The organism is Pseudomonas sp. W2Oct36 (assembly GCF_041060465.1).
GTDB classification, from domain to species: domain Bacteria; phylum Pseudomonadota; class Gammaproteobacteria; order Pseudomonadales; family Pseudomonadaceae; genus Aquipseudomonas; species Aquipseudomonas graminis_B.
Map to the genome: position 1 here is coordinate 517,523 of NZ_JAUERW010000002.1, position 21,918 is coordinate 539,440.

17 protein-coding genes are annotated in these 21,918 nt (G+C 60.9%); 12 read left to right on the forward strand and 5 right to left on the reverse strand.

Annotated elements, in window-relative coordinates; all coding sequences use genetic code 11:
• The first annotated feature begins 24 nt into the window (after window positions 1-24).
• From pilQ to hemE, 7 genes are all read left to right on the forward strand, one after another.
• Window positions 25-2,103 carry a type IV pilus secretin PilQ gene (pilQ, locus tag QWI18_RS05115; RefSeq protein WP_065986738.1) on the forward strand — a complete coding sequence of 693 codons (2,079 nt, stop codon included), beginning with the start codon at window positions 25-27 and terminating at the stop codon, window positions 2,101-2,103.
• Window positions 2,104-2,107: 4 nt separating this feature from the next.
• The gene (gene aroK / locus QWI18_RS05120) at window positions 2,108-2,626 is read left to right on the forward strand and encodes a shikimate kinase AroK (RefSeq protein ID WP_369318332.1); all 519 of its coding nucleotides are present in this window, start codon (window positions 2,108-2,110) and stop codon (window positions 2,624-2,626) included.
• Window positions 2,627-2,756: 130 nt separating this feature from the next.
• On the forward strand, window positions 2,757-3,860 hold the full coding sequence (gene aroB / locus QWI18_RS05125; protein ID WP_369318333.1) for a 3-dehydroquinate synthase: 1,104 nt from the start codon (window positions 2,757-2,759) through the stop codon (window positions 3,858-3,860).
• Between the two features lie 10 nt (window positions 3,861-3,870).
• On the forward strand, window positions 3,871-5,490 hold the full coding sequence (locus QWI18_RS05130; RefSeq protein WP_369318334.1) for an SPOR domain-containing protein: 1,620 nt from the start codon (window positions 3,871-3,873) through the stop codon (window positions 5,488-5,490).
• Between the two features lie 358 nt (window positions 5,491-5,848).
• The gene (gene gltB, locus QWI18_RS05135) at window positions 5,849-10,294 is read left to right on the forward strand and encodes a glutamate synthase large subunit (protein WP_065986615.1); all 4,446 of its coding nucleotides are present in this window, start codon (window positions 5,849-5,851) and stop codon (window positions 10,292-10,294) included.
• Window positions 10,295-10,416: 122 nt separating this feature from the next.
• Complete coding sequence (locus tag QWI18_RS05140) at window positions 10,417-11,835, forward strand: FAD-dependent oxidoreductase (RefSeq protein ID WP_065986613.1); 1,419 nt, start codon at window positions 10,417-10,419, stop codon at window positions 11,833-11,835.
• 214 nt (window positions 11,836-12,049) lie between these two features.
• Window positions 12,050-13,114: a uroporphyrinogen decarboxylase gene (gene hemE, locus QWI18_RS05145; RefSeq protein ID WP_369318335.1), complete on the forward strand. Its 1,065-nt coding sequence runs from the start codon at window positions 12,050-12,052 to the stop codon at window positions 13,112-13,114.
• A gap of 254 nt (window positions 13,115-13,368) precedes the next feature.
• Here hemE and QWI18_RS05150 read toward each other — a convergent pair whose 3' ends face one another.
• The gene (locus QWI18_RS05150; protein ID WP_369318336.1) at window positions 13,369-14,634 is read right to left on the reverse strand and encodes an MFS transporter; all 1,266 of its coding nucleotides are present in this window, start codon (window positions 14,632-14,634) and stop codon (window positions 13,369-13,371) included.
• Between the two features lie 116 nt (window positions 14,635-14,750).
• On the opposite strand from QWI18_RS05150, the gene QWI18_RS05155 reads away from it, so the two are divergent.
• Window positions 14,751-15,641, forward strand: a complete 891-nt coding sequence (locus QWI18_RS05155) for a LysR family transcriptional regulator (RefSeq protein WP_192130926.1) — start codon at window positions 14,751-14,753, stop codon at window positions 15,639-15,641.
• Window positions 15,642-15,706: 65 nt separating this feature from the next.
• On the opposite strand, the gene QWI18_RS05160 is transcribed toward QWI18_RS05155, so the two are convergent.
• Window positions 15,707-16,195: a DUF3261 domain-containing protein gene (locus QWI18_RS05160; RefSeq protein WP_369318337.1), complete on the reverse strand. Its 489-nt coding sequence runs from the start codon at window positions 16,193-16,195 to the stop codon at window positions 15,707-15,709.
• A 354-nt stretch (window positions 16,196-16,549) separates the two neighbouring features.
• Here QWI18_RS05160 and QWI18_RS05165 point away from each other — a divergent pair, with 354 nt between their 5' ends.
• The gene (locus QWI18_RS05165; protein ID WP_065986605.1) at window positions 16,550-17,332 is read left to right on the forward strand and encodes a ParA family protein; all 783 of its coding nucleotides are present in this window, start codon (window positions 16,550-16,552) and stop codon (window positions 17,330-17,332) included.
• A gap of 28 nt (window positions 17,333-17,360) precedes the next feature.
• On the opposite strand, the gene QWI18_RS05170 is transcribed toward QWI18_RS05165, so the two are convergent.
• Together QWI18_RS05170 and trxC are read right to left on the reverse strand one after the other, a co-directional pair.
• Window positions 17,361-17,738: a PAAR domain-containing protein gene (locus QWI18_RS05170; protein ID WP_065986603.1), complete on the reverse strand. Its 378-nt coding sequence runs from the start codon at window positions 17,736-17,738 to the stop codon at window positions 17,361-17,363.
• A 136-nt stretch (window positions 17,739-17,874) separates the two neighbouring features.
• On the reverse strand, window positions 17,875-18,309 hold the full coding sequence (trxC, locus tag QWI18_RS05175; RefSeq protein WP_369318338.1) for a thioredoxin TrxC: 435 nt from the start codon (window positions 18,307-18,309) through the stop codon (window positions 17,875-17,877).
• Between the two features lie 396 nt (window positions 18,310-18,705).
• Between trxC and QWI18_RS05180 the strand changes: the two genes are divergently transcribed.
• The 3 genes from QWI18_RS05180 (at window position 18,706) to QWI18_RS05190 (ending at window position 20,416) form a co-directional block, all read left to right on the forward strand.
• On the forward strand, window positions 18,706-19,647 hold the full coding sequence (locus tag QWI18_RS05180; protein ID WP_192130931.1) for a hypothetical protein: 942 nt from the start codon (window positions 18,706-18,708) through the stop codon (window positions 19,645-19,647).
• A gap of 77 nt (window positions 19,648-19,724) precedes the next feature.
• On the forward strand, window positions 19,725-20,018 hold the full coding sequence (locus QWI18_RS05185; protein WP_192130934.1) for a type II toxin-antitoxin system HigB family toxin: 294 nt from the start codon (window positions 19,725-19,727) through the stop codon (window positions 20,016-20,018).
• The gene (locus QWI18_RS05190; RefSeq protein WP_065986595.1) at window positions 20,015-20,416 is read left to right on the forward strand and encodes a type II toxin-antitoxin system HigA family antitoxin; all 402 of its coding nucleotides are present in this window, start codon (window positions 20,015-20,017) and stop codon (window positions 20,414-20,416) included. Before QWI18_RS05185 ends, QWI18_RS05190 begins: the two co-directional genes overlap by 4 nt.
• A gap of 17 nt (window positions 20,417-20,433) precedes the next feature.
• Here the strand turns inward: QWI18_RS05190 and selO are convergent, their stop codons facing one another.
• Window positions 20,434-21,897: a protein adenylyltransferase SelO gene (gene selO / locus QWI18_RS05195; protein WP_369318339.1), complete on the reverse strand. Its 1,464-nt coding sequence runs from the start codon at window positions 21,895-21,897 to the stop codon at window positions 20,434-20,436.
• Window positions 21,898-21,918 lie beyond the last annotated feature (21 nt).

Below are 21,918 nucleotides of genomic sequence, written 5' to 3' on the forward strand. Positions count from 1 at the left end.
TCTGCACAGTGGTGGAATGTGAACATGAACAGGATTCTTTCGATTATCGGCCTGTCGCTAGGGATGGCGATGCTTTCACCGGTTGTCCAGGCGGCTAACCTCAAGACGCTGGATGTCGCCGCATTGCCGGGGGATCGAGTCGAACTGAAACTGTCCTTCGACGGTCCGGTGGCGGCGCCGCGCGGCTACACCACCGAGCAGCCGGCACGAATCGCGCTGGACCTGCCTGGGGTGACCAGCCAACTGGCGATCAAAAGCCGTGACCTGGGTTCAGGCAACGCCCACAGCGTTGTGGTCGTCGAAGCCAAGGACCGCACGCGGGTGATCATCAACCTCACCACGCTCGCGCCCTATAGCTCGCGTGTCGACGGTAACAACCTGTTCGTCGTCGTGGGCCAGGGCGCTGCTGCGGCCCAGGGCTCGCAGCCAAGTACTGCCATGGGCGCGGCGCGAGTGAGTGTGCCGGCCGCGCAATCGGCAAAACCTGTTGCCCGCTCGTACGCGCCAGGCCCACGGTCGGTGAAAAACGTCGACTTCCAGCGCGGCGAGTTGGGTGAAGGCAACGTCATCATCGAGCTGAGCGACACCGGCATTGCCCCGGACATTCAGGAGCAGGGCGGCAAGATCCGCGTCGACTTCGCCAAAACCCAGTTGCCTGAACCCCTGCGCGTACGTCTGGACGTCAAGGATTTCGCGACCCCGGTGCAGTTCGTCAATTCCAGCGCCACGGGTGACAAGGCCAGTATTTCCATCGAGCCGTCCGGCGCGTTCGACTACTCCGCCTACCAGACCGATAACAAGCTGACCATCAGCGTGCGTCCCCTGACCAACGAAGATCAGGAGCGCCGCAATTCGGAAAAACTGGTCTACACCGGCGAGAAGCTGTCGCTGAATTTCCAGGACATAGACGTGCGTTCGGTGCTGCAACTGATCGCTGATTTCACCAACCTCAATCTGGTGGCCAGCGACACCGTTCAGGGCGGCATCACCCTTCGCCTGCAAAACGTACCGTGGGATCAGGCGCTGGATCTGGTGCTCAAGACCAAGGGCCTGGACAAGCGCAAGATCGGCAACGTATTGCTGGTCGGTCCGGCCGACGAGATCGCCGCGCGGGAGCGTCAAGAGCTGGAGTCCCTGAAGCAGATTTCCGAGTTGGCCCCACTGCGTCGCGAGTTGCTGCAGGTTAACTACGCCAAGGCGGCCGACATCGCCAAGCTGTTCCAGTCGGTCACCAGCGCTGAATCGAAGACCGATGAGCGCGGTTCGATTACGGTCGATGAGCGCACCAACAACATCATTGCCTACCAGACCCAGGACCGTCTGGACGAGCTGCGCCGCATCGTTTCGCAACTGGACATTCCGGTGCGCCAAGTGATGATCGAGGCGCGCATCGTCGAGGCCAACGTCGATTACGACAAGTCTCTGGGCGTGCGCTGGGGTGGTTCGAGCAGCAAGGGCAATTTCACCACCGGCGGCAGTGGCACGGTGACAGGCGCCTCGGCGACCAATGGCCCTTACGTCGACATGGGCGTAACCGACGCCACTTCGTCGATCGGCCTGGGCTTCCTGACTAACAACACGATTCTCGATCTCGAACTGACGGCGATGGAGAAGAGCGGCAACGGCGAAGTGGTCTCGCAGCCCAAGGTCGTTACCTCGGACAAGGAAACCGCGAAAATCCTGAAAGGTACGGAAGTGCCGTATCAGGAGGCCAGTTCCAGCGGCGCGACGTCGGTGTCGTTCAAAGAGGCGTCGCTGTCCCTGGAAGTGACCCCGCAGATCACGCCTGACAACCGCATCATCATGGAGGTCAAGGTCACGAAAGATGAGCCTGACTACGTGAACACGGTGCTGGGTGTGCCACCGATCAAGAAAAACGAAGTCAACGCCAAGGTGCTGGTGGCCGATGGCGAGACCATCGTAATTGGTGGCGTGTTCTCGAATACGCAGAGTAAAGTCGTCGACAAGGTGCCATTTTTAGGCGATGTGCCGTATGTTGGCCGCCTTTTCCGGCGCGATGTGGTTTCGGAGTCAAAATCCGAGCTGTTGGTGTTTCTCACTCCGCGTATCATGAACAACCAGGCGATTGCTGTGAGTCGTTGATTCTGTGCGAAATTTAATTCTTGTGGGGCCGATGGGGGCTGGTAAAAGCACCATCGGCCGCCTGCTGGCCAAAGAGCTTCGACTGCCGTTCAAGGATTCCGACAAGGAAATCGAGCTGCGAACGGGCGCCAATATTCCCTGGATCTTCGACAAGGAAGGCGAGTCGGGTTTTCGTGATCGTGAACAGGCGATGATCGCCGAGCTCTCCGCACTGGACGGCGTAGTCGTGGCCACCGGCGGAGGCGCAGTCATGCGCGAAGAAAATCGCCGCGCCCTGCATGCCGGTGGTCGGGTGGTGTATTTGCACGCTTCCGTTGAGCAGCAGGTGGGCCGGACCTCGCGGGATCGCAATCGCCCATTGTTGCGCACGGCTGACCCGGCCCGGGTGCTGCGCGAACTGCTGGCCATCCGCGATCCGCTGTACCGCGAGATCGCCGATGTCATCATTGAAACCGATGAGCGGCCCCCACGAATGGTGGTTATCGACATCCTCGCTCTGCTGGCCGAGCTTCCTCCCCGTTAAAGCGCAGACGGAAATGCGCTATCCTCGGCGACCATAAAAAGTGGGGTCGCTACATGGCCTTGCGCCATAGCCGGTGTTGGCGTTTTTCAAGACGTGCACAGGCAACCAATTGTTAACAGCGTGGGGACACATGCAGACACTCAAGGTCGAGCTTGGCGAACGCAGCTACCCGATCCATATCGGCGAAGGCTTGCTGGATCAGCCCGAGTTGCTCAAGCCGTACATTGCCGGTAAACAGGTGGCGATCGTCTCCAACGCCACCGTTGCGCCGCTCTACATGGAACGCCTCACCCGATCCCTCGCCGGTTACAGCGTCTTGCCGATCGTGCTTCCCGACGGTGAAGCCTTCAAGAACTGGGAAACCCTGCAAACCATCTTCGACGCGTTGCTCACCGCACGCCACGACCGCCGCACCACGGTGATTGCGCTGGGCGGAGGCGTTATCGGTGACATGGCCGGCTTTGCGGCTGCCTGTTACCAGCGCGGCGTCGAATTCATTCAAGTGCCGACCACACTGCTCTCCCAGGTCGATTCTTCGGTCGGTGGCAAAACCGGCATCAATCACCCGCTGGGCAAAAACATGGTGGGTGCTTTCTATCAGCCCAATGCGGTGCTGATCGACACGTTGTCGCTGAACACCCTGCCTGAACGCGAACTGTCCGCCGGTCTTGCCGAGGTCATCAAATACGGTTTGATCTGTGACGAACCGTTCCTGACGTGGCTCGAAGAGAACATGGACAAGCTGCGCGGGCTGGATCAGGTCACCCTGACGAGGGCAATCGAGCGCTCGTGCGCCGCCAAGGCGGCTGTCGTTGGCGCCGATGAGCGCGAGTCCGGCGCGCGTGCCACGCTGAACCTCGGCCACACCTTCGGCCATGCCATCGAAACCCACATGGGTTACGGCGTGTGGCTGCACGGCGAGGCGGTGGCGGCAGGCACGGTGATGGCGCTGGAAATGTCGGCGCGTCTGGGCTGGATCAGCGAGCAGGAACGTGACCGCGGCATCCGTATTTTTCAGCGCGCCGGCTTGCCGGTGGTTCCGCCGCAAGACATGACGCCCGAGCACTTCCTCGAGCACATGGCGGTGGACAAAAAGGTCATTGACGGTCGTCTGCGTCTGGTGCTGTTGCGTCGCATCGGTGAAGCAGTGGTAACTGACGAATATCCACAAGAAGTACTACAGGCCACACTGGTCGCGGACTATCGCGCCTTGGTGGATCAGCTTAGAGGTTAATGAGAAATCCATGACTAGTTTGCACGCCGATGAGGCCTTCCTCGGTCATTACCAGTTGAGTCATGACCCCTTTGCAACGCGGGTTCCCGGCTTCAAGTTCTTCCCCGCACAGCGCAAGCCCGTGCTGGGCCAACTGCATCACCTCGCGCGCTACAGCCAGCTGCTGCTGGTCGTGACCGGGCCTCAGGGCAGCGGCAAAACGCTGTTGCGTCAGGCCCTGGTGGCGAGCACCAACAAGCAGTCGGTGCAGAGCGTTGTGGTGTCGGCGCGCGGCGCCGGTGATGCGACGGGCGTGTTGCGCCAGGTTGCTCAGGCGCTGAACGTTGCTCAAGCGGAAATGCGTCCGATCCTGGCGCAAGTCGTGCAGTTGGCGCTGACCGGCCAGGAAGTCTACATCCTGGTGGACGATGCCGAACAACTGGGCGAATCCGCACTCGAAGCGTTGTTGGGATTGGCAGCAGGCACCCCGGAAGGGCGTCCGCATGTCTTCCTGTTCGGCGAGGCTTCGATCATTGATCGCCTGGATCAGCTGTGCGCCGAGAGCGGTACCGAGGAAGAACGCTTCCACGTTATCGAGCTGGCGCCGTACACCGAAGAAGAAACCCGTGAGTATCTGGCTCAGCGTCTCGAAGGCGCAGGGCAGGGTGTTGAGTTGTTCAGCGCCGCGCAGATCACTGATATCCACGAGCAGTCCGGTGGATGGCCAGGCGCGATCAACCAGGTCGCGCGCGATTCGATGATCGAAGCCATGATTGCCAGCCGCTCTGCGGTCAAGCGTCCAAGTATGGGGTTCAAAATGCCTAAGAAACACGTGTTGGCTTTGGGTGGGGTTGTTGTCGCGGCCGTTCTCGCGGCGTGGCTGATTCCAGGCCGCAGCAACGCTCCTGCCACGGCGCCAGCCAACTCTCAGGCTCAACTGCCTCTGGGTCAGGGCCAGGCGCCTGCGCAACAATCGAACAACGGTGGCCCGGCCATCGAGTTCGCCGGTAATTCGCAACCGATGCCGCTGCCCATGAATGGCTCGCAGCCTGCGACCCGCGCGCCGCTGGCTGAAGCTGCGGGCTCGGGCGAGGGTGATGGCGAAGATGGCGGTCCTGCGGCTAATCAATCGCTGCAGCCGCCGACCGTGACCACCACTGCGCCACCGGTGGGCGCGACGGCAAGTCCTGCGCCGACCGTGGCGCAGCAGCCGGTCCCGGCAACGCGTCCGGCCCCGGCCGCCAAGCCGACGCCCGCTCCGGCCCCTGCCGCGAAACCTGCGCCGGCGCCGACCCAGGTGGCCACCGCCAAACCTGCCCCGGCACCGACGGCCAAGCCGGCAGCTGCAGCGTCTGGCGCGGCGGGCAGCGGCTGGTATGCGGGTCAGGCACCGACGCATTACGTGGTGCAGATCCTCGGCACCAGCTCCGAAGCCACCGCTCAGAGCTACGTGAAAGAGCAGGGCGCCGAGTACCGTTACTTCAAGAAAACCCTGCAGGGCAAGCCTCTGTTCGTGGTGACGTACGGCAGCTTCGCAGACCGCAATGCGGCACTGACCGCTATCAAGGCCTTGCCAGAGAAGGTTCAGGCTGGTAAACCTTGGCCTCGTACTGTCGGCAGTATCCAACAGGAACTCGCCGCCGCCCGCTGATGACGCAGGGACCTTATCCAGGTCCCTCGCTTGGCCCTCCCGATATCACGCATGAGCGTGCTGCCAACGAGCAGCGCGCCTTACGGTGTCTGCGTCTCAGACGCGCATTGATCTTCGGGCTCTCATTGGTCAGACTCGCAAAAAAGCTCTGGCTAGCACGAGAATCGATATAAAACCTTTCATGAATGCGACATAAATTTGCGACACTTCGTCGTCAAATTTGTGAGGACTTGTGTCGCTGTGTACAATGACCTCCCTTTTGCTCCCGCAAAGCCGGCATACGTTCGGCGTGGATGGTAAATGGTTGAATTGAAAAGAAATTTGCCTCGTTAAGGGGCAGCCTGGTGAGAATGTGTCTATGAAAGCAGGTCTGTACCATCCAGAAGAATTCAAGGATAACTGTGGTTTCGGCCTGATCGCCCATATGCAAGGCGAGCCCAGTCATCACCTGTTGCAGACGGCTATCGAAGCCCTGACCTGCATGACCCACCGTGGTGGTATCAACGCCGACGGCAAGACCGGTGACGGTTGCGGGCTGTTGATGCAAAAACCGGACACCTTCCTGCGTGCAGTGGCCACCGAGCATTTCGGCGTTGACCTGCCGCGTCAGTATTGCGCTGGCATGGTCTTCCTCAATCAGGACGACGCCAGGGCCGAAGCCGCCCGCGAAAACATGAACCGTGAAATCCTGGCGGCCGGCCTGACCCTGATCGGCTGGCGCCAGGTGCCGATCGACACCAGCGTGCTGGGTCGTCTGGCCCTTGAGCGTCTGCCGAAGATCGAGCAGGTGTTCATCGGCGGCGAAGGCCTGAGCGATCAGGAATTCGCGATCAAGCTGTTCTGCGCACGTCGTCGCTCCTCAGTGGCCAACGCCGCCGACACTGACCACTACATCTGCAGCTTTTCCCACAAGACCATCATCTACAAAGGCCTGATGATGCCGCGTGACCTCACGGCCTTCTTCCCGGACCTCAACGACGAACGCCTGCAAACCGCGATCTGCGTGTTCCACCAGCGCTTCTCGACCAATACCCTGCCGAAATGGCCGCTGGCACAGCCGTTCCGCTTCCTCGCCCACAACGGCGAGATCAACACCATCACCGGTAACCGCAACTGGGCCCAGGCCCGTCGCACCAAGTTCACCAACGACCTGATGGACCTCGACGAGCTGGGCCCGCTGGTCAACCGCGTGGGTTCCGACTCTTCGAGCATGGACAACATGCTCGAGCTGATGGTGACCGGTGGCATCGACCTGTTCCGTGGCGTGCGCATGCTCGTGCCGCCGGCGTGGCAGAACGTCGAGACCATGGACCCGGATCTGCGCGCGTTCTACGAATTCAACTCCATGCACATGGAACCGTGGGACGGCCCGGCCGGCATCGTCATGACCGAAGGGCGTCACGCCGTCTGTCTGCTCGACCGCAACGGCCTGCGCCCTGCGCGCTGGGTCACCACCAAGAACGGCTACATCACCCTCGCGTCGGAAATCGGCGTGTGGAACTACAAGCCGGAAGACGTTATCGCCAAGGGCCGTGTCGGTCCGGGCCAGATCTTCGCCGTGGACACCGAAACCGGGCAGATCCTCGATACCGATGCCATCGACAGCCGTCTGAAGTCGCGCCACCCGTACAAGCAGTGGCTGCGCAAAAACGCCCTGCGTATTCAGGCGACGCTGGAAGACCACGACCACGGTTCGGCGTTCTACAACCCGGATCAGCTCAAGCAGTACATGAAGATGTTCCAGGTCACGTTCGAAGAGCGTGATCAGATCCTGCGCCCACTGGGTGAGCAGGGTCAGGAAGCGGTCGGCTCCATGGGCGATGACACGCCGATGGCGGTCTTGTCGCGTCGTGTCCGCACGCCGTACGACTATTTCCGTCAGCAGTTCGCGCAGGTCACCAACCCGCCGATCGACCCGCTGCGCGAAGCCATCGTCATGTCGCTGGAAGTCTGCCTCGGTGCCGAGCGCAACATTTTCCAGGAATCGCCTGAGCACGCGTCTCGCGTGATCCTCAGCTCGCCGGTCATTTCCCCGGCCAAGTGGCGCTCGCTGATGACCCTGGATCGTCCGGGCTTTGATCGTCAGATCATCGACCTGAACTACGACGAAGCCATGGGCCTGGAAGCGGCCGTGCGCAACATCGCCGATCAGGCTGAAGAGGCCGTGCGTTCGGGCAAGACCCAGATCGTCTTGAGCGATCGCCATATCGCGCCGGGCAAACTGCCGATTCACGCGTCGCTGGCCACCGGTGCGGTGCATCACCGTTTGACCGAAAAAGGCCTGCGCTGCGACAGCAACATCCTGGTCGAGACCGCGACAGCACGCGATCCGCACCATTTCGCTGTGCTGATCGGCTTCGGCGCTTCGGCGGTCTATCCGTTCCTGGCGTACGAAGTGCTGGGCGACCTGATCCGTACCGGCGAAGTGCTGGGCGATCTGTACGAAGTCTTCAAGAACTACCGCAAAGGCATCACCAAAGGCCTGCTGAAGATCCTGTCGAAGATGGGCATCTCGACCGTCGCTTCGTACCGTGGCGCCCAGCTTTTCGAAGCCATTGGCCTGTCGGAAGAAGTCTGCGACCTGAGCTTCCGTGGCGTGCCGAGCCGCATCAAGGGCGCGCGTTTCGTCGATATCGAAGCCGAGCAGAAAGCTCTGGCCTTCGAAGCCTGGAGCGCGCGCAAGCCGATCCAGCAGGGCGGGCTGCTGAAGTTTGTCTACGGTGGCGAATACCACGCCTATAACCCTGATGTGGTGGCGACGCTGCAAGCCGCCGTTCAGCAGGGTGATTACGCTAAATTCAAGGAATACACAGCGCTGGTGGACAACCGTCCGGTGTCGATGATCCGTGACCTGCTCAAGGTCAGAGAGCTCGACACGCCGCTGGGCATCGATGAAATCGAACCGCTTGAAGCCATTTTGAAGCGCTTCGACTCGGCGGGTATCTCGCTGGGCGCGCTGTCGCCGGAAGCCCACGAAGCGCTGGCCGAGGCGATGAACCGTCTGGGCGCGCGCTCCAACTCCGGTGAGGGCGGCGAAGATCCGGCGCGCTACGGCACCATCCGCAGCTCCAAGATCAAACAGATCGCGACCGGCCGTTTTGGCGTAACGCCTGAGTACCTGGTCAACGCCGACGTGCTGCAGATCAAAGTCGCCCAGGGCGCCAAGCCGGGCGAGGGTGGTCAATTGCCGGGCGGCAAGGTCAACGGCCTGATCGCCAAGCTGCGTTACGCAGTGCCGGGCGTGACGCTGATTTCGCCGCCGCCGCACCATGACATCTACTCCATTGAAGACTTGTCGCAGCTGATCTTTGACCTCAAGCAGGTCAATCCGGCCGCGCTGGTCTCGGTCAAGCTGGTGGCTGAAGCAGGCGTGGGCACGATTGCGGCCGGTGTGGCCAAGGCCTACGCTGACCTGATCACCATTTCCGGCTATGACGGCGGCACCGGTGCGTCGCCGCTGTCGTCGATCAAATACGCGGGCTCGCCATGGGAAATCGGCCTGGCCGAGACTCACCAGACCCTGCGCGGCAACGACCTGCGCGGCAAGGTCCGGGTACAGACCGACGGCGGCCTGAAAACCGGCCTGGATGTGATCAAGGCAGCCATCCTCGGCGCCGAAAGCTTCGGCTTTGGTACGGCGCCAATGATCGCGCTGGGCTGCAAATACCTGCGCATCTGCCACCTGAACAACTGCGCCACCGGCGTCGCGACCCAGAACGACAAGCTGCGCAAGGACCACTACATCGGCACCGTCGACATGGTGATCAACTTCTTCACCTACGTGGCTGAAGAAACCCGCGAGTGGCTGGCGAAGCTGGGCGTTCGTTCGCTGGAAGAGCTGATCGGGCGTACCGACCTGCTGGACATCCTGCCGGGTGAAACCGCCAAGCAGCAGCATCTGGACCTGACGCCCCTGCTGGGCAGCGACCACATTCCGGCCGACAAACCGCAGTTCAGCCAGGTTGATCGCAACCCGCCGTTCGACAAAGGCCTGCTGGCCGAGAAGATGGTGGAACTGGCGATCTCTGCCATTCAGGCCAAGAGCGGCGGCGACTACGAACTGGATATCTGCAACTGCGACCGCTCCATCGGTGCGCGGATTTCCGGCGAAATCGCCAAGCTCCACGGCAACCAGGGCATGAACGACGCGCCGGTGACTTTCCGCTTCAAGGGCACGGCCGGTCAGAGCTTTGGCGTGTGGAACGCAGGCGGTCTGAACATGTACCTGGAAGGCGACGCCAACGACTACGTCGGCAAAGGCATGACCGCTGGCAAGCTGGTGATCGTGCCGCCGAAAGGCAGCCCGTTCAAGACCCAGGACAGCGCCATCATCGGTAACACCTGCCTGTACGGCGCTACCGGCGGCAAGCTGTTCGCGGCGGGCACGGCAGGTGAGCGTTTCGCGGTGCGTAACTCCGGCGCTCACACCGTTGTGGAAGGCACGGGCGATCACTGCTGCGAATACATGACCGGCGGTTTCGTCTGCGTGCTGGGCAAGACCGGCTACAACTTCGGCTCAGGCATGACCGGCGGCTTCGCCTACGTGCTCGACCAGGACAACACCTTCGTTGACCGGGTCAACCACGAACTGGTCGAGATCCAGCGCATCAGCGGCGAAGCGATGGAAGCCTATCGCAGCCATCTGGAGCGCGTGCTGGCCGAATACGTGACCGAAACCGACAGTGAGTGGGGCCGCAATCTCTGGGAAAACCTGGACGACTACCTGCGCCGCTTCTGGCTGGTGAAGCCGAAGGCCGCCAACTTGAAATCGCTGTTGTCCAGCACCCGCGCGAATCCGCAATAACAGCAGCTGCGAGCGGCAAGCTTCAAGCCGCCAGTTAACGGCAGCGCGCGAGTGCCTGCGAACATGATTTTCTTGCAGCTTCAAGCGTGGCGCTTGGGGCTGTAGTCAGGAGTTCTAACACCATGGCTGAACGTCTCAGTAACGACTTCCAGTTCATCGAAGTCGGGCGTAAAGATCCGAAGAAGAAACTGCTGCGTCAGCGCAAGAAAGAGTTCGTGGAGATCTACGAACCTTTCAAGCCTCAGCAGTCCGCCGATCAGGCGCACCGTTGCCTGGGTTGCGGCAACCCGTACTGTGAATGGAAATGCCCTGTGCATAACTTCATTCCCAACTGGCTGAAGCTGGTCTCCGAGGGCAACATCCTCGCGGCCGCCGAGCTGTCGCACCAGACCAACACCCTGCCGGAAGTTTGCGGCCGTGTGTGCCCGCAGGATCGTCTGTGCGAGGGCGCGTGCACCCTCAACGACGGCTTCGGCGCGGTGACCATTGGTTCGGTCGAGAAGTACATCACCGATACGGCCTTCGCCATGGGCTGGCGCCCGGACATGTCCCGCGTTGTGCCCAACGGCAAGCGCGTGGCAATCATTGGCGCAGGGCCTGCGGGTCTTGGTTGCGCTGACGTTCTGGTGCGTGGCGGCGTGAAGCCGGTGGTGTTCGACAAGAACCCGGAAATCGGCGGTCTGCTGACCTTCGGTATTCCCGAGTTCAAGCTCGAGAAGAGCGTGCTGAGCAATCGCCGCGAAGTGTTCACCGGCATGGGCATCGAGTTCCGCCTCAACACCGAGATCGGCAAGGACATCACCGTCGAGCAGTTGCTGGAAGAGTACGACGCGGTGTTCATGGGCATGGGCACGTACACGTACATGAAGGGTGGCTTCCCCGGTGAAGACTTGCCGGGCGTGCACGACGCGCTGGATTTCCTGATCGCCAACGTCAACCGCAACATGGGCTTTGAAAAGTCGCCGGAAGATTTCGTCGACATGAAGGGCAAGAAGGTCGTGGTACTCGGCGGCGGTGACACGGCGATGGACTGCAACCGCACGTCGATCCGCCAGGGCGCCAAGTCAGTGACCTGCGCCTATCGTCGCGACGAAGAAAACATGCCGGGCTCGCGCAAGGAAGTGAAGAACGCCAAGGAAGAGGGCGTAAGGTTCCTCTACAACCGTCAGCCCATCGCCATCGTGGGCGAGGATCGGGTCGAAGGCGTGAAAGTCGTCGAAACGCGCCTGGGCGAGCCGGATGCGCGAGGCCGTCGCAGCCCGGAGCCGATTCCGGGTTCCGAAGAGATCATCCCGGCGGATGCCGTGGTCATCGCCTTCGGCTTCCGGCCAAGCCCGGCATTGTGGTTCGATCCGCAGGGTATCCAGGTCGACAGCCAGGGCCGTGTCGTGGCGCCGGAGCAGGGCCAGTTCAAGCACCAGACCAGCAACCCGAAGATCTTCGCCGGCGGCGACATGGTGCGCGGGTCTGATCTGGTGGTGACGGCGATCTTTGAAGGCCGCAACGCGGCTGAAGGGATTCTGGATTATCTGGGCGTCTAGTTGACGCAAGCTGCAAGCGGTAAGCGGTAAGCGGTAAGCGCCAAGCCACAAGCTAATGGCAGACGCTGATCTGCTTTTACTTGAAGCTTGCCGCTTGAAGCTCGCCGCTGCATTGATGCGACAAATCGCCCCGATAAATAAAAGGCACGGCACCGACCGTGCCTTTTATGTTGGTGTCTGAGAAAATGCCCGCACTTTTTTTCCGGATGCCGACATGACTGCCCTGAAGAACGACCGTTTCCTTCGCGCCCTGCTCAAGCAGCCTGTTGACGTCACGCCTGTATGGATGATGCGCCAGGCCGGCCGCTACCTCCCGGAGTACCGCGCCAGTCGCGCCAAGGCCGGAGACTTCATGAGCTTGTGCATGAACCCGGCGTTTGCCTGCGAAGTCACCCTGCAGCCCCTTGAGCGCTATCCGCTCGACGCCGCCATTCTGTTCTCCGACATTCTCACCGTTCCCGATGCCATGGGCCTGGGCCTGTACTTCGAAACCGGCGAAGGTCCGCGCTTCCGCAAAACCGTCACCACCCTGGCTGACATCGAAGCGTTGCCGATCCCTGACGCGCAGAAAGACCTCGGCTACGTCATGGACGCGGTCAGCACAATTCGCCGCGAGCTCAACGGCCGTGTGCCGCTGATCGGGTTCGCCGGCAGCCCGTGGACCCTGGCGACGTATATGGTCGAAGGCGGCTCGTCCAAGGACTTCCGCAAATCCAAGGCCATGCTCTACGACAACCCCCACGCCATGCACTTGCTGCTCGACAAGCTCGCGCAGTCGGTGACGGCGTACCTGAACGGCCAGATTCTGGCAGGCGCCCAGGCGGTGCAGATCTTCGACAGCTGGGGCGGGAGCCTTTCGGCTGCGGCGTATCAGGAATTCTCACTGGCTTACATGCGCAAGATCGTCAACGGCCTGATCCGTGAGCACGACGGGCGCAAAGTGCCGGTCATCCTGTTCACCAAAGGCGGCGGCATGTGGCTGGAAAGCATCGCCGACGCGGGCGCCGATGCGCTGGGCCTGGACTGGACCTGCGACATCGGCGAAGCCCGCCGCCGCGTCGGCAGCAAGGTCGCGCTGCAAGGCAACATGGACCCGACCGTGCTTTACGCCAATCCTCAAGCCATCCGCCAGGAAGTCTCCAACATCCTCGCCAGCTACGGCAGCGGCACCGGCCACGTCTTCAACCTTGGCCACGGCATCACCCCCGAAGTCAACCCGGCCAATGCCGGCGCCTTCATCGAAGCGGTGCACGAAATGTCGGCGAAGTATCACCAGTAAGCGCTTTGCAGCTATGAAAACGCCCGGCACATGCCGGGCGTTTTTGTGTGGGGTTCAGGCTGCGGTTAGCTTAGATCGCGAACCGGTAGCGCGTGCAGTCAGTGAAAGCGCCTGTGAACGCAAATGTAGGACCGGCTTTAGCCGGGAAGACGTCAAGCGTCACACCGCAAAATTGACGGCGCGCATAAGGGCCTCTTCCCGGCTGAAGCCGGTCCCACTAAAACAGCGCGCGCATTGCCCAATATGACCTTGGCTCAAACCTGCACATTCACCGCCAGCGGTTTCACTTTAGCCAGTTTCAGCGCAACGGCGAGGGCGATCAGCAGGAGGGTGCCAATGAAGGCGCCGATGCCGTTCCAGCCGGCGTAGTGCCAGAATACGCCGCCGCCGGTGCCGGCAACGCTGGAGCCTACGTAGTAGCTGAACAAGTACAGCGACGACGCCTGGCCTTTGGCTTTGATGGCGCGGCGGCCGATCCAGCTGCTGGCGACGGAGTGGGCGCCGAAGAAGCCGAAGGTGAACATCAGCACGCCGACGATCACCACCAGCAGCGGGGTGAACAAGGTCAGCGCCACGCCGACGAGCATCAGCACGATCACGGCCCACAGCACGTTGCGCCGGCCCAGTTGGTCGGCCAGTGCGCCGATCTTCGCCGAGCTGTAGATGCCTGACAGATACACCACCGAAAACAGCCCGACTACGGCCTGGCTCAGGTTGTATGGGTCTGCCAGCAAGCGGTAGCCGATGTAGTTGAACAGCGTCACGAACGCGCCCATCAGCAGGAAGCCTTCCAGAAACAGCCACGGCAGCCCGGCATCACGGAACTGCAGGACGAAGCCTTCCAGCAGGCTGCGGCCATTGAGCGGTCGTGCGCGGAAATTGCGCGACGGTGGCAGGATTTTCCAGAACACACCGGCTGCGCCCAGCGCGATGATGCCCATGATCAACAGTGCCGTGTGCCAGCTGACGTAATCGCTCAACACCCCGGTGATCACCCGGCCACTCATGCCGCCGATGGCGTTGCCACCGATGTACAGACCCATCGCCAGGCCGATGTGCTGCGGGTGGATCTCTTCGCTGAGATAGGTCATGGCAACGGCGGCAAGGCCGCTCAGCGACAAACCCACGAACGCCCGTGTAATGAGCACGCCCTCCCAGGTCGGCATCAGTGCGCTGGCGATGGTGAAGAGGGCGGCCGAAAACAGCGAGAACACCATCACCGATTTGCGCCCGAGGCGGTCGGAAACGGGGCCGGTGATGAGCAACCCGATCGCCAGCATCGCGGTGGACACCGAGAGAATCATGCTGCTCTGGGCGGCGTTGATGGAGAAGTCCCGCGACAGCACCGGCATCATCGGCTGCACGCAGTACAGCAGCGCAAACGTCGCGAAACCGCCAGAAAACAGCGCCAGCACCGTGCGAATGAAAGCGGGCGTGTCCTTCTCGATGTAGGAATCGCCCAACGGAATGGCCGCTGTGGCGAACTCGGCAGACGCGGCGGGGGATGCAGCAGTATTCACGGGTGACCTCAGGCGGGAGAGCGGGGAGCAGTGGCAAAAGAATATAGCCGCCTAACGATCGCTTCCAATATATTGTTCGACCTGTTTGATAGGTTTGACGACCTAATGGAATGATCGTGGAATTACGACACCTGCGTTACTTCATCGCTGTCGCTGAAGAGCTGCATTTTGGACGCGCTGCTCAGGCGCTCGGCATCTCGCAACCGCCGTTGAGCCAGCAGATTCAGGCCCTGGAGCAGGAACTCGGCGCGCGTCTGTTTGAGCGCACCAATCGCCGGGTGGAACTGAGCGAGGCGGGCCGGTTGTTCCTCGATGAAGCCCGTCTGGTGCTGGCGCAGGTCGAGAAGGCCTCGGACGTCGCTCGGCGCGCGCAGTTGGGCGAGCTGGGCGAGCTGAAGATCGGCTTTACGGCATCCGCGCCGTTCACCTCAAGCATCCCGCAGGCCATCTTCGCGTTTCGCCAGCGCTATCCCGCTGTGCACCTGGCGCTTCAGGAAATGAGCAGCCGGGAGGTTGCCGAGCGGCTCGAGAACGAGTCGATGCAAGTGGGCATCATGCGGCCCCTGCCGCTGCCGGATTCACTGGTCGCCGTGGAGCTGTTGCACGAGCCGTTGGTGGCAATCCTGCGCTCGGACCATCCACTGGCCGAGGGCTCGGAACGCGGCATTTATCTGCGGGAACTGGCCAGTGAGCCGTTTGTGTTCTTCCCGCGCAGTTACGGCAGCGGGCTCTACGCACAGTTGCTGGATCTGGCGCGGGAGGCGGGTTTCAGCCCGTTGTTCACCCAGGAGGCGGGCGAGGCGATGACCATCATTGGTCTGGTGGCAGCCGGACTGGGCGTGACGGTGCTGCCGGCGTCCTATCAACGCATGCGCATCGAGGGGGTGGTGTACCGGACGCTGCTTGATGCCCAGGCCACCTCAGCGGTGTGGCTGGTGCAGCGCAAGGATCAGAAATCGCCCATGGCCAAGGCGTTTGTCGAACTGGTGACGCGCAAGGCGGGCTGAAGCCGAGGCACGGTGTAGAAGCCGATGGCGTTATTGCAGATGGTCCAGAGTGCAGGGCAACGCCGTCATTTGCTCACCTTGCCCAAGAGTGGAGTGACCACGTATTTCAGTTCGCCGCTCTCCATGCTGATCCGGAACACACCCGCGGAGGCGTAATCGACAAACCAGCGATCGTCCAGGCTGCGACCATAGGGACGCAGCTGCACGCCAGGGTAGTCAAAGCGCACTTCCTCGAGGGACGTCAGGGCGAAAAGCACGGCGGCGAACAGCTCCCTTGCCTCGTGGTTGGGGGGCAGTTGGCTGTCTGCCTTCCAGCGCTCTTCGCGAAGCTGCTGACGCGCCACGGGAGTACCGAGGGTGTCCAGCAACGAGAAGCGCAGGCCGTGGCGCTCCTTCTGAATCGTCATCAGCCACTCTTCGCGCTGACTGGCTTGCTCACGCTGGACCTGCAGCTGCACGGGGAATTTGATGTGAGGTATTTGCGCAGGCAGCGGCGCATGGCTGGCGCAGCCACTGACTAACAGCACGCATAACAGCAACAAAGCGCGAATCATGAAGCTTTACCTTCCAGGTGTGCCGACAATTTGTATTCCCGGGCTTCGAGTCGCCGAAATGACACCGGCTATGGCGCGGCGCCATCACCGAGTGACGGGCATTATCTCGATGCCAGCGCACTGAGGCAAACGTTGAAACAAATAGTGAGTTTACTGAGGACTACTCTTAAGGGCAGAGCAGTGGCGTCTGACATTATTTTGTAGGTGCAATCAGACTTCTGATGTTCCAGGCTGGGTGCTTGCAGTCAGATTTTTCCGAGAGACTCGCCCTACTCATCGCGATTGCCTAGACTCGGGACCATTCATCGGGTCGCAGGCGATCCTTCACGGCTAGACAGCAACAGGGAGTCTTACATGCGGCGTGTGGTGTTCAATCAGAAGGGCGGCGTTGGCAAATCCAGCATCGCCTGCAATCTGGCGGCTGTCAGTGCTCATGAAGGTTATCGGACGCTGTTGATCGATCTTGATGCCCAGGCCAACTCGACGCAGTACCTGACCGGGCTGACTGGCGACGAGATTCCCATGGGCATCGCCGATTTCTTCAAGCAGACCTTGTCATCCGGGCCTGGGGCTAAAAAGAACCAGGTCGACATCTACGAGACGCCCTTCGACAACCTTCATGTGGTGACCGCTACGGCGGAGCTGGCTGATCTGCAGCCCAAGCTGGAAGCCAAGCACAAGATCAACAAGCTCCGCAAACTGCTGGATGAGCTGAGCGAAGATTACGAACGCATCTACCTGGACACGCCCCCGGCGCTGAATTTTTACGCGGTGTCGGCGTTGATCGCGGCGGATCGGGTGCTGATTCCGTTCGACTGCGACAGTTTCTCCCGTCAGGCGCTTTACGGGCTGCTGAAAGAAATCGAAGAGCTCAAGGAAGATCACAACGAGGATCTGGAGGTGGAGGGCATTATCGTCAACCAGTTCCAGGCGCGGGCGAGCCTGCCCCAGCAGATCCTTGATGAACTCATCGCGGAAGGGCTGCCGGTGCTGCCGGTCTACCTCACCAGCTCGATCAAGATGCGTGAATCCCACCAGGCCAACATGCCGCTGATCCATCTGGAACCGCGGCATAAGCTGACTCAGCAGTTTATTGAGCTGCATCATTTGCTGGAAACGGGTGCCGGGAATCGCTGACTGACGAGATGCGAAGCAAGATGAAGGCTCAGGTCAGCGGCGCGTGGCTTTCCCGACGGGCTCGGGTCATGTGCTTGGCTCGCTTGCGCGCCTTTTCGGCCATGTCCTTGGGAATGTCGATGGTCGCGTCCATGTCGGCCTGAAGCTGATCCTGGCTGGCGATCAGGCGATGGGTGCCTTCCGCGCAGCCGCAGCGCACCGTCTGTCCATGGGTCGCCACGGCGACGAGTTCGTCGATGAAGGTCGGATTGCCTTGGGCAATGAAGCCGATCTGTGCACACCCCTCGCACCAGACCGGATCGCCCATCCGCGCCAGGCGCCGCTCCTCCCATGTGTGCGAGCCTGAAGCGCTCAACACCACGCCGCCGGTTGTCGTTGAATCGCCCTCTCTGACCACGTATGTCATTGCTAACCACTCCAGGGTGCCGATAGGAATGGCGAAGCCTAGACGCAGAATTCGACGGACTCGGGGCAAAGAAGCGCTTTCAGAACATCCCTACAGCGCTGGCTGTCACGCACTTCGATCGCCGAGGAAACGCCTTTCATATTCCCTGACTGGTCAGCCAGGCCATCAGCTGTTGCAACGGCATCGCGCCGCTCTGCCGGGCAACTTCACGACCGTCCTTAAACAGGATCAAACTCGGGATCGAGCGAATACCCAGCTGCGCGGAAAGCTGCTGATTGGCTTCACTGTCCAGCTTCGCCAGGCGAACCCTACCGCTTAGCTGAGTTGCCGCTTGCTCAAACGTCGGCGCGAAGGATTTGCACGGCCCGCACCACTCGGCCCAGACGTCCACCAGCAACGGCAGATCGCCCTTTATCTGACTGGCGTAATCGCCCTGCGTCAGGTTGAACGGCTTGCTCAGCAAAACCGGCTGCTTGCAACGCCCGCATTTAGGCTGGTCGGACACCCGCGCGGCAGGGATGCGATTGAGCCCGTTGCAATGCGGGCAGGGGATCAGCAGGGAATCGGACATGGCAGAGGCCTGAGTAGGGTTGATGACTACTAGGTGGAGCCGGCGGGGTGAGTTATCAAGCTTTACGGTTTCACCGTTATCGCCGGGTCGTCGTAAATGGCTGGCTTCGTTGGCTACCTCAAATCCGAGGTGTGAGCTGGCTCACCTCTTCATCGCTCGCTGGGTACCCCTCGCTCACAAAATCTCAAACCTGAAGAAGCAACAAGCTCCCCTTTCATCCTTGGTCCCAGCCCCTGACTGCGCGCGTTAAGCCGAATCCCCAAGCGCTAATTATCCGAAAGCATCCCCCGTTCGCCCAACTGTTCGCCCTCCCTGCCCGTCGTTAGTGTCGACGCGAGGGGCTGACTGACGAATATGCGCGTCGGCCCCTGTCATCTCATAGCCAGGGAGTCGCCCATGATCAGCCAGATCCAGGCCGCCGTTGCAGCGGTTGTCGCGAACAAAACACAAGCCCTCGGCACTGTCGCGACCAGCGATCCAAAAGCTGTCGACAAGGCCGCACCGGCGACTGCCGACAAAGCGACGTTTTCGACACTGGCGGCTCAGTTGAACGAGAGCGCAGCGCGAGCCGAGAAGAGAGACGCAGGGATGACCCATGCCGAATTGGGGCAATACGGGCGTAATCGCATCAATGAGTTTTTGATCGAAGGCCGCGCGGCCAACAGCGGCACCCGGGCGATGGAAGTGCCCAAGACGAACGACCCTGAGTTGCTGGACCGTGCGCGCGAGGCCAGTGCGTTCGTGACCCGGACGCTGGCGGGCGACAAGAACGCCAAGAGCCTGTTCGAGAATCTCTCCCGCGAACAACTGAACCTGATTGCCTTTGACGACAGCGCAAGCTTCACGCTCAACGAACGGCGTGCGGCCTGGCAGGGCGTGCAGAAGATGGACGAGGACTGGCGCAAGGTTGCGATAAACGGGGGAGTGATCGAGCAAGCCCGGACGGGCCAGGCATCCCGGTTCTATAACGACGCTCTGAGCTACCTCAAGTCGCTGCCCGCGATTGAAAGGGCGGTGAGTTATCCCAAGGGAGCGCAAGCCATTCTGGAGGCGCGAATCAAGAGTGACCCGACGCTGCCCAGCCTGCCGGGCGCTTTTGGACGTCAGGCGGCGGACCGCAAATTGATCCTCTATGACATTCTGGCCGGCATCGTCGACACCAGCAAAGACAAGAAAGCCGACCCAAACAACATCGCCTACACGAAGAAGTTCGCGCCTCGTAGTTCACCTGAGCCAGCTACGGCGGCGCACGGGCTTGAAAAGCCAGCGGCTGCGAATGCCGGTACGCAAGTTGAGCAAGTGAGTACCACGACCAGGAATGAGAAGGCAGCAGGATAAAAAATGCTCCGGCCATTGCAGTTGGTAATGGTCGGATGGGTCGCTAAGCTGGATATTGCACGCACAACGGTAGGGAAATGCACGTCATCACTGAAAAGCGAATCTGGGAGGCAAAAAAGAGATGGCCACAATCGGCAACGGCTCTGGACGCTTGGTACCGCTTAATCAAAGCATCCAGGCTGAACGATTTTAGTGCGATGAGAACGATGTTGCCCTCTACAGATAAAGTGGGAAGATTTCATGTTTTTGATATCGGCGGGAACAAGATCCGGCTGATTGCGTCGGTTAACTACTCAGCGCAGCGGCTGTACATAAAGCATGTGTTCGACCATCGTGAATACGACAAAGGTAAATGGAGGGATGAGCAATGAGCGCGCTCATTAAACAGGCTGCGGAGCACTGGCATCACTTGGCGCCATTGCTGACTCGGCCTGAAACGGAAGCTGAATATGACCTGCTTGTCAGCGGGCTCGACGAACTGTTGGAGATCATCGGAGAGGATGAGCAGCACCCTCTGAATCGTCTCGCCATATTGGTCAGCGAAATGATTGAAGCCTATGACCATGAGCATCGGCCCATGCCTATGGCCTCAGGCTCCGAGACGCTGCGTTACCTGATGCACGAGCACAACCTTGGCCAAGGCGACATGCCTGAAGTGGGGAATCAGTCCGTCATTTCCGAAATACTCTCAGGCGAGCGCCAGTTGAGCCTCAAGCAGATCCGCAAGATTTCGGAACGTTTCGGCGTGCCGGCAGAGGTCTTTATCTGACCTCAACTCACCCCCACTCACGACGAGCAACTGATCTCCAGATGCTTCCCCCAATCCGGAGGACGCTGTGCATAACCCTCCATTCCAGGCTGCTCATCGAACGGTGTGCACAGCACCTGATGCAGGCGGCGGACTTCGCTGTCATCGCCTTGTTCGGCCGCTTCGATGGCGCGTTGGGCCAGGTAGTTACGCAGGATGTACAGCGGATTGACCGCGTGCATGCGCGTGCGGCGATCCTGTTGGCTGGACTCGGGTTCGCGGGCGATGCGGGCTTTGTAGGCGTCGGCCCAGGCGTCGAAGCCGAGCATGTCGACGAAGTCGTCGCGCAACGTGCCTGCCGCGACGTCGGCTGACTCCTCCCCCAATTGGCGGAAAAACAGGGTGTAGTCGACGCCGCTGTTCTGCATCAGTTGGAGTAAGCGCGCGATCAGCTCAGCGTCATCCTCTTCCGCCGTTGTGAGGCCCAGACGTCGGCGCATCAGGTCCAGGTAATGCGCCTGATACAGCGGCAGAAACAGGTCCAGCGCCCCGCGTAAATCCTCGACGCTGACGAAGGGCGTCAGCGCCTGCGCCAATGCGCTGAGGTTCCACTGGCCGATGGGGACCTGATTGCTGAAGGAGTAGCGCCCTTCGTGATCGGAATGGTTGCAGACGAAATGCTGGTCGAAGTCATCCAGAAACGCGAACGGGCCGAAGTCGAAGGTGATGCCGAGAATCGACATGTTGTCGGTGTTCATCACGCCATGACAGAAGCCATAGGCCTGCCATTTGGCAATCAGCTCGGCCTGACGCTCGACGATCACGCGAAACATCGCCAGGTGCGGTTCGGGCTGTTCCAGGCACTCGGGGTAGTGCAGGGACAGCACGTGATCGGCCAGTTGCTTCAGCTGTTCCGGCTGTTTGGTGTAGAAGAAGTACTCGAGGCTGCCGAAGCGCACGTGGCTTTGCGCCAATCGCAGCACCATCGCCGCACGCTCCTGGGTTTCGCGCCACACCGGGGTGCTGGAGCCGATCACACAGCCCGCGCGGCTGGTCGGGATGCCCAAGGCATGCAGAGCTTCTGAGGCCAGAAACTCGCGGATCGACGAGCGCAATACAGCACGACCATCGCCCATGCGCGAGTACGGTGTCTGTCCGGCGCCCTTCAGGTGCAGGTCCCAGTGTTCGCCGGCGTCGTTATATACCTCGCCGAGCAGCAAACCGCGGCCATCACCCAGGCGCGGGTTGTACGAACCGAATTGATGACCCGAATAAACCATCGCCCGCGGATCAGCCTCGGCCCACAGTTTGTGACCGCTGAAAATTTCAGCAAACAGAGGTTGTTCTGCCTGAGCGAGGTCCAGATCGAGCAACGCGAGGGCCGCTTCGCTGGCAACCACCAGCCGCGGGTCGGCGATGGGCTCGGGCAGCACGGTGGTGGAAAACGCATCACCCAGACGGGCAAAACGATTATCGAAGGTCAGCTCGTCGAGGGCTTTCAAGGGATGCCTCCAGCAGAATGT